The sequence below is a fragment of the Micromonospora sp. DT201 genome (assembly GCF_049841575.1).
Taxonomy (GTDB): Bacteria; Actinomycetota; Actinomycetes; order Mycobacteriales; family Micromonosporaceae; genus Micromonospora.
The window spans coordinates 173143-181720 of the sequence record NZ_JBNCKP010000018.1; the positions used below are offsets into that span (position 1 = coordinate 173143).

Annotated in this window: 7 protein-coding genes and 1 pseudogene; all 8 read right to left on the reverse strand. The window is 71.8% G+C overall.

All coding sequences use genetic code 11. From position 1 onward, the window contains the following. Nucleotides 1-294: 294 nt before the first annotated feature. A pseudogene (gene manA / locus ACLQ28_RS26020) lies at nt 295-1536 on the reverse strand (mannose-6-phosphate isomerase, class I); the annotation flags it as partial. 3 nt (nt 1537-1539) lie between these two features. Continuing rightward, nucleotides 1540-2547 carry a cation diffusion facilitator family transporter gene (locus tag ACLQ28_RS26025; RefSeq protein ID WP_425688892.1) on the reverse strand — a complete coding sequence of 336 codons (1008 nt, stop codon included), beginning with the start codon at nt 2545-2547 and terminating at the stop codon, nt 1540-1542. A 67-nt stretch (nt 2548-2614) separates the two neighbouring features. Further along, nucleotides 2615-3811, reverse strand: a complete 1197-nt coding sequence (locus tag ACLQ28_RS26030) for an SIS domain-containing protein (RefSeq protein WP_425688893.1) — start codon at nt 3809-3811, stop codon at nt 2615-2617. After that, nucleotides 3808-3993, reverse strand: coding sequence for a Trm112 family protein (locus ACLQ28_RS26035; RefSeq protein ID WP_091394023.1), 186 nt, complete (start codon nt 3991-3993; stop codon nt 3808-3810). The genes ACLQ28_RS26030 and ACLQ28_RS26035 overlap by 4 nt, the downstream gene beginning before the upstream one ends. A gap of 94 nt (nt 3994-4087) precedes the next feature. Beyond that, nucleotides 4088-5473, reverse strand: coding sequence for a phosphomannomutase/phosphoglucomutase (locus ACLQ28_RS26040; RefSeq protein WP_425688894.1), 1386 nt, complete (start codon nt 5471-5473; stop codon nt 4088-4090). Between the two features lie 69 nt (nt 5474-5542). Beyond that, entirely contained in the window at nt 5543-6601 is a 1059-nt protein-coding gene (locus ACLQ28_RS26045; RefSeq protein WP_425688895.1) for a hypothetical protein, read from the reverse strand. Between the two features lie 319 nt (nt 6602-6920). Further along, a complete protein-coding gene (gene nfi, locus ACLQ28_RS26050; RefSeq protein WP_425688896.1) occupies nt 6921-7580 on the reverse strand; it encodes a deoxyribonuclease V in 660 nt (219 codons plus the stop codon). Nucleotides 7581-7754: 174 nt separating this feature from the next. After that, complete coding sequence (locus ACLQ28_RS26055; protein WP_425688897.1) at nt 7755-8411, reverse strand: tetratricopeptide repeat protein; 657 nt, start codon at nt 8409-8411, stop codon at nt 7755-7757. Nucleotides 8412-8578 lie beyond the last annotated feature (167 nt).

The window sequence follows — 8578 nt, forward strand, 5'->3', positions numbered from 1 at the left end:
AACGATGTCTGCGCCGATCCTCCACCTTACGCGCGCCGACCACGGGCATCCGGGGGACGGTCCGCAGACAGCGCACGGGGCGGTCGGGGGTGGACGGACTTTCCCGCCCACGTCCCGCCCGCCCCGTGCATCCCCCCGGTTTGGTTCCCTCGCACGTTCTCGGACCGTCGTCGCGATAACGCTGCGTACTCATAGAGTTACACTCAGACAGGACGGCGTCAAGCTATTTCGGAAAAGTCGGACTTGCGCCGTGGTCTGAGCCTGTCACCGCAACCCGGAGGTCGCCACGTACGCCTCACCCGCGCCGCTGAGCCGCAACGGCTCGCCGGCCGCAGTACCAATCGCCGCCTGGCCGGACCTGAGCGTCAACTCACCGGCACCGTCGTCCACGGTGATCGAGCCGCCACTACAGAGCACCACCCGGGGACCGGGCAACGGCAGCGTGACCGAGGGCACCGCGGCACCGACGCGCACCCGGTGCAGCGCGAAGTCGTCCACCGGCACTGGCCACCAGTCCACACCCGGGCCGACCGGCTCCGCGGCCCGTACCGGATCGTCGAGCACCTCGAAGCGCAGCACCCGCAGCAACTCGTCGACGTCCACCCGCTTCGGGGTCAGGCCGCCACGCAGCACGTTGTCGCTGGCCGCCATGATCTCCACCCCGCAGCCGCTCAGGTAGGCGTGCAGGTTGCCGGCAGGCATCCAGATCGCCTCCCCCGGCACCAGCCGCACGTGGTGCAGCAGCAGCGCCACCAGCGCGCCCGGATCCGCCGGGTAGGCCTTGGACAGCCGGTGGACCAGGTCCGCGTCCGGACCATCGGCCGACGCCGCCAGCACGGAGCCCAGCAACTCGTCGCGCTGGGCGACCGGCCAGCCGAGCAGCGCCCCCACCGCCGTCCGCAGCCCCGCCGGCCCGGCCCGCAACGCGGCGACCACCGGCTTCAACTCCGGTACGCCGAACGCGGCGAGCGCCTCGGCCGACTCCGCCGGGTCCCGGAAACCGCACAACGCCTCGAACGGGGTGAGCGCGACCAGCAACTCCGGCTTGTGGTGCGGGTCGGAGTAGTTGCGCTCCCCCTCGGGGCGCCCCGCCTCCGCCGCGAAGCCGGCCTTTGCTTGCTCCGCCGCCAAGCCGGCCTTTGCTTGCTCCGCCGCGAAGCCGGCCTGGGCCTGCTCCGCCGCGAAGCCGGCCCTGGCCTGCTCCGCCGCGAAGCCGGCCCTGGCCTGCTCGGCGTCCGGGTGTGCCTGCAAACTCAGCGGCGCGTCGGCCGCGAGGACCTTCAGCAGGAACGGCAGCCGGCTGCCGAACCGCTCGGACACCCGCTGGCCGAGCCACTGCCCCGGCTCGTCCCGCACCAGGTCGCAGAGGCTCACCCGCAGACCGGCACGGTCCACGCTGGCCGGAGCGCCCGGGTGGGCGCCCAACCACAGCTCCGCCTCCGGGCCGGCGCTGGGCACCGCGCGCCCCTGCAGGAGGGCAATGGCCGAGCGGGACCCCCAGGCGTAGTCCCGGATCGGTCCGTACAGTGGCTCCACCCGTCAGCCCCCGGGCCGTCCGGCCGCCTCGCCCGACGCACCCTGCGGCTGTGGCACGGCGGTGTCGGCGGCAGCGCCGGTGCCGGCCTCGGCGGCAGCGGCGCTGTAGACGTCCGGCTCCAGATAGATCACCCGGGCGATCGGCACCGCGGCGCGGATCCGCGCCTCCACGACGTTGATGCCGCGGGCCAGGTCGTGAGCGCTCTCCCACTCCGGCACGGCGATCTTCGCCGCCACCATCAGCTCTTCCGGGCCCAGGTAGAGCGTCTTCATGTGGATGATCCGCTCCACCTCGGGGCCGCCGGTGACGGCCCGCTCGATGGCGGCCAGGTCGGACGCCTCGGCGCCCTCACCGAGCAGCAGGCTCTTCGTCTCGATGGCCAGCACGATCGCGATGGTCACCAGCAGCAGGCCGATCATCGCGGTGCCGGCGGCGTCCCATCGACCATTGCCGGTGATCAGCGTCATGCCGACACCGAGCAGCGCGAACACCAGACCGACCAGGGCGCCGAAGTCCTCCAGAAGCACCACCGGCAGCTCCGGCGCCTTCGCCCGGCGGATGAAACGCACCCAGGACTGGTTGCCCCGGATGTGGTTGGACTCCTTGATGGCGGTCCGGAAGGAGAACGATTCCATGATGATCGCCGCCACCAGCACGGCCACCGGCAACCAGTGCCAGGACTTGATGCCCTCCTTGTGGTCCCACTTGTGCCATGCCTCGTACAGAGCGAACAGGCCACCGATGCTGAACAGCACGATGGACACGATGAACGCGTAGATGTAGCGCTCCCGGCCGTACCCGAAGGGGTGTTCCGGGGTCGCCGCGCGCTTCGCCCGCTTGCCGCCGAGCAGCAACAGGGCTTGGTTGCCGGAGTCGGCGACCGAGTGGACCGCCTCGGCCAGCATCGACGAGGAACCGGAGAGCAGGAACGCAATGAACTTGGTGACGGCGATGCCGACGTTGGCCAGCAGGGCGGCGACAATCGCCTTCGTCCCACCGTTGGCGCTCATGCCGCCGCTCCGCTTCGCTCACCGAAGCCGGCCGGTCCGCGCATGTCGCGCCGCCCCCTACGTACGTTCACTGGTTCGACAGCTCCTTCATTTCGGTGATGGCCGGCACGGCCATCGGGTCCAGCCCGTGGGCCAATGCAAGGTAGACAGAGGCGAAATCCGGCACCGCGATCAGCGAGGCCAGCCGCTCCAGCGCGGAGCCGCCCTCGGCGGTCACCACGTCGCACCGGACGCCGCGGCGCTCGGCAAGGGTCTGCACCGCGTCCGCGCGGCGCTCCTCGACGGCGAAAGGCTCGTCGGTGTCGTCCTCGGCGTTGAGCCCGCCGTCGCGCAGCAGCACCAGCCGCAGCCGGGTGCCCTCGCCGTCGTCCTCGGCCGGATCGGCGAAGATGTCCCGCTCCCCCTCGGCCAGGCCGCCGAAGACGCCGTCGAGCAGCCCGACCCGACCCCGACCGGCCTCACCGAGTGCGCCGGTGACCACCGGGTATCGGGCGTTGGCCGACAGGGTGTCGCCGAACCGGCGGGCGGCCACGGTGGCCAGCGGGGACGAGCCCCAGACGATCGGAATCGAGCCGGCCAGGCCCAGGGCCAGTGACTTCGCCGGGTTGACGAAGGACTCTGCTGCGGACCGGCAGCGGTCGGCGTCCGCGTCGAGTCGCGCCGCGGTCTCCGCCAGGTCCGCCTCGTTGACCTTGACGAGCCCGAGGGAACGGGCCGCGAGCAGCACCGGCACGGTGAGCGCCCAGAGGCTGGCCCGAGCCGGGGCACGTCGAGGCACCGGGATGAACGGCGCCCGCGCCTGCTCGGCGATCGACTGCAACTGCGAGTCGGGGGCACCCACGGCGACCAGCCGGGCGCCACGCCGGTGCGCCGCCTCGGCGGCGCCGAGCGCCTCCGGGCTCCGACCTGACGCGCTCACCGCGATCACCACGTCGGCCGCGCCCACCCAACCGGGTACGCCAGCGCTGCGGTGCCCGATGATCGGGACCGGGCAGCGGGGCCCGGCGACCGTGGCCAGCACATCTCCGGTACGCCCCGCGGTGCCGATGCCAGCGATCACCACGGCGCGTGGACGCCCATCGTCGGCGAGCACCCCCAGGTTCGCCTCGGCGGCCAGTGCGGCGCTCTCGCGGACCTGCGCACCGGCCGACGCCGTGTGCCGGAGCATGCCGCCCGGGTCGTGCTCGGCCAGCGCCTCCGGGTTGTCGAGCAGGGCCTCGTCAGCATCGCGGCGTCCGCTGACCCCGGCCGTACCGTCGATCATGAGGACTGCCCGGGGCCGCCACGCGCCTCGTCGAGCAGCAGCACCGGCACGTCGTCGCGGACCTCGAAGATCCGGCCGCACTCCGTGCAGGTCAACGTCTGCGCCTCGGCGTCGTAGGTGAGCGGGGCGTGGTGCGTGTCCGGGCAGGCGAGAATCTCGAGCAACTGCGGATCCAGGGCCATGGCACGGCTCCTTCCACGTGTGCGGCTTGACCGGCGGCGGCGCCAACCGGGTGTGCGGCTTGACCGGCGGCGGTGCCAACCGGCGCAGGCGATCTTATCGGCGAACGCGGTCGAGCACGTCGTCCCGGAGCGAGACCATCCGATCCCGGGTGGGTGCCTCGACGTTGAGCCGCAGCAGCGGCTCCGTGTTGGAGGCGCGCAGGTTGAACCAGGCGCCGTCGGGGAAACGCAGGGTGAGCCCGTCCATCTCGTCGGCCACCGCGTCGGGGTACGCGGCACGCACCTCGGCCACCGCCGCCGCCTGGTCGGCCACCGTCGAATTGATCTCGCCGGAGGCGATGTAGCGCTCGTACTCGCCGGCCAGCACGGACAGCGGCAGCGACTGCTCACCCAACGCGGCCAGGGTGTGCATCGCCGCGAGCATCCCGGTGTCGGCGAACCAGAAGTCCCGGAAGTAGTAGTGCGCGGAGTGCTCGCCGCCGAAGACGGCATTGGTCCGGGCCATCTCCGCCTTGATGAAGGAGTGGCCGACCCGAGCGACGACCGGCTGCCCGCCGTGCTCACGGATGATCTCCGCAACCGCGCTGGACGTGATCACACCGTGGATCACGGTGGAACCTGGGTGCTTGGCCAGCTCACGTGCGGCGACGAGTGCGGTGATCGCCGACGGCGAGACCGGCTCGCCGCGCTCGTCCACCACGAAGCACCGGTCGGCATCACCGTCGAAGGCCAGCCCGATGTCGGCCCCGTGCTCGACCACCGCGCGCTGGAGGTCGACCAGGTTTGCCGGGTCCAGTGGGTTGGCCTCGTGATTGGGGAAGCTGCCGTCCAGCTCGAAGTAGAGCGGCACGATCTCCAGCGGCAACGGCGACAGGGCAGCGTCGCCCAGCACGGTGGGGACGGTGAAGCCACCCATGCCGTTGCCGGCATCGACGACGACCTTCAACGGCCGGATGCCCGAGAGGTCGACCAGTTTGCGCAGGTAGCTGGCGTAGTCGGGGAGCAGGTCGCGCCGCTCGGCCGGCCGGGTCGGTGCACCGGCCGGGCGGGCTTCGGCCGAGTCCAGGAGGGCCTGGGCCCGCTCCCGGATCTCCGCCAGACCGCTCTCCTGGCCGATCGGGCGAGCGCCGGAGCGGCACATCTTGATGCCGTTGTATTGAGCAGGGTTGTGGCTGGCGGTGAACATCGCGCCGGGCAGGTCGAGCGAGCCGGAGGCGAAGTAGAGCAGGTCGGTGGAGGCGAGCCCAATCTCGATCACCGAGCGGCCCTCGGCGCGTACGCCGGCGGCGAACGCGGCGGCCAGTCCGGGCGAGGTGGCTCGCATGTCATAGCCGACGACGACCGCGTCGCCCGGCTCGTCGGTGGATTTGAGCAGCTGGGTGAATGCGGCTCCCAGCGCCTCGGCGCCACGCTCGTCCCACTGGTCCGGCACCGTCCCTCGGACGTCGTACGCCTTCACAATCTGGGACAGATCAGACACGTGTTCCACTCCTTGGCCGCAGTTAGACACCGAGCCTGAGCGTAACGGAGGGTCCGGGTCGAACCCCGCTCAGCCGGGGAGCCGAGGCATGATCACGGTGTGACCGCCATCGTCGGTGGGCGGATCCCCAGGCAACGGCCGGGTCTCAGGTGCTCCCGGCATCGGCTGCGTCGCCTCCGGGGCCGGACCGGGGCCGCCTGGCCGGGCACCGTAAACGCCGCCGGTGGCAGGGCGCGGAGACGGAACAGCACCCCACGTGGGGGCCGGAGGCTGCTGGCCGTACACCTGACCAGGGCGACCGGGCGCGGACGGAGCCCCACCGCCGGCGCGGTAGGTGGTGCCGCCGGGGTTGCCCGCGAGCGTGCCGGGCGGCTCGTCGGACGGCCTCCGGTCCTGCCGCGAGCGACGGACCAGCAGCACGATGAGCAGCAATCCGATCGCCACCAGCACAATGCCGAAGAGCATCACCGGTGAAAGCCCGCCAGATGATTCCGCCGCGGCCGCCGAGGCGGCTGGCGCGCCGGACACGCCGCCCAGCGCCGCCGGCGTCACCACTTCGTCGACGGTCGCGACCTCGGTCGGACTCGGGGTGGGCGTCGCCTTCTTCGACGGCGTCGGCGACGGCGTGACCCGAGCACCGGTCACCTTCGCCGTGTCGCTGCCCCGGCCCAACTCCTGCCCGGCCGCGCTGACACCCGCGCCGGTCACGACGAGCCCACCACCAGGGGCACCCGCGACGAACGCCACCCGGTACCGCACCGTGATGCCCTTGCCCTTACACAGAGTCGGCTTCGCCGGGGACGTCTGCGCGGTCGCCACGCTGCCGCCACCGCCCGAGACGGCGACCGGGAACCAGCGCCCACCCGCGTTGACATCGACCCTCACCTGGTCGGGCCGGAGACCTTGAAGGCGCAGACCCAGCGCGGTACGCAGCAGGACGCACCCGTCGGTGCGCTTGCGCACCGCGACGTTCACCCCCTGCGGGGAGCCACCGGCGGCGAAGCTGCTGGCCGCACCCACCCGGACCGAGTCGTCGTCGGCCAACGCCGGCGACGCACCAAGCATCACCAGGCCGCCCGCCAGACCACAGACCGCCGCGAGCCGTGCCGCGCGTCGACGCACCGTCATGATCACCTCGCCGTTCTCCCCGGGTGGGGTCCGCGGGCCAGGCTACTACCGGCCCACCCACACCGCCGGTCATAGAGCGGCCCAGACGTGTGCCGCGTTACGGTTTGCGGCCCGGCCCGCCGACCTGCTCCTGGTACGAATTCAGCCGCCCCCGGAGCCACCCTGGCCATGATCCACTCGACATCGCCGACGTGGGGCTATCGCCGGCCTTGGATGTCCCAACATCGCCGATCTGGAGTCGATCACCCTCGGCGCGGGCTGGCGAAGTGTCCCGTGCGGGCGGGGTGTTCCGTGCGGTCAGGCCGGGTGTTCCGTGCGGTCAGGCGGGGTGTTCGGTGCGGGAGAGGGCGTCGCGGCAGAGTCGGTCGGCGGTGCGGGTGGTCTCCGGCAGGCGGTAGCGCGGGGTCAGCGCGAGCACCTGCGCTGTCGCGTTCGCCAGACCCATCCGATGGCCGACGCTGACGAAGACCGGCTTCACCCCGTCCCGGGTCCGCAACACCCGACCGACGACGTCACCGCCGTCGCGCAACGGCGACCAGGCACCCCGCTCGGCGGGCGGCGGATCCCACGCCCCGACCAGCGGTGTCTTCCCCACCCCGATCGCAGGCAACCCGGTAACCACCCCGAGGTGGCAGGCGAGCCCAAACCGACGCGGATGCGCGAGCCCGTGCCCGTCGCACACCAGCAGGTCCGGAACCGTGGTCAGGCGGTCCAAAGCGGTGAGCAGCGCGGGCAACTCACGGAAGGCGAACAACCCCGGCACGTAGCCGAACGCGGGCCGTCCCACGGCGACCGCGGAGTCCACCACCGCCAACGTCCGGGCATCCAGCACCGTCACGGCCGCCGCCAGAAGGTCACCCCCTTGGGAGTACGCGACGTCCAGGCCAGCCACCGTCGCGGGCGCGCTCGGCCCCGGCCCAACCAGGTCGACCAGCGGCCGCAACTCCTCCTGTACGGCCACCGCCTCCTCAACCGTCATCTTTCTCATGATCCACTCAACATCGCCGACATGGCGCTATCCCCTGCCGTGGATACCCCAATGTCGCCGATCTGGAGTCGATCACGCTCGACGCACGCCGTCTGCGCAGTCGGCGGCACCGCAATCTCCCCCGCAGCCCTCGCGACCTCCCCCGCAGCCCTCGCGACTCCACGATCAGGCGAGGCCCAACTCGATGCGGGCATTCTCGATCCAATGGCCCACGCCACGCGCGCCGCTGTCCGCAGCGAGCCCAGCCGCCTCGTCGAGCAACTCGCGGGCGGCCTCCCGGTCGCCGTCGCTCGCCGCCAGGTGCGCCAGGCCGATCAGGTTCGCCGCGACCCCCGGGACGAAGGACAGCTTCCGACGTAGCCGGGTCGACTCCGTCAGCAACTCCCGCGCCGCGTCGACACGGCCAGCAGCCTGCTCAGCGAAGCAGAGGTGCCGCAGCACGTACGACAGGGTCAACTCGTCCCCCGTCGCGGTGGCCAACTCCCGGGCCCGAGCGAAGGCCGGACCAGCAATTTCCTGGTCCTGGCGAATCACCTGGTGGACGGTGCCCACCCAGAAGAGCGCCTCGCCCTCGCCGCGGGCGTCACCCAACTCCCGGTAGAGCCCGGCCGCCCGCTCGAAGAGCGCCAGTTCCGCCGCATCCTCCAGCCTGGTCTCCAGGAAACGGGCGTGCAGGATCCGGCCTCGGGCGAGGGCCACGTCGGCCTCCACCCCCACCAGGTCCTGCTCCGCCTCGTCCAGTGGCTTCGTGTCGCCACCGAAGACCGCCTGCTCGTAGCGCTCCTGCGCCCGCACCAGCCGAGCATCCATGCCTTCGGTCATCGCCGGGCCACCCCATCTGTCGATTTACTCGCGTGCATTTTTGCATGGCCAGTCTGCAGCGCGTCGTCGCAATCATGGGTGCTAGTACGACAGCCGCCGTTCGTGAGGTGACCTCGGATCCCGCGGGAACGAGGACGGCCACCGCATGATCGTCTGTGTGTTGTGGA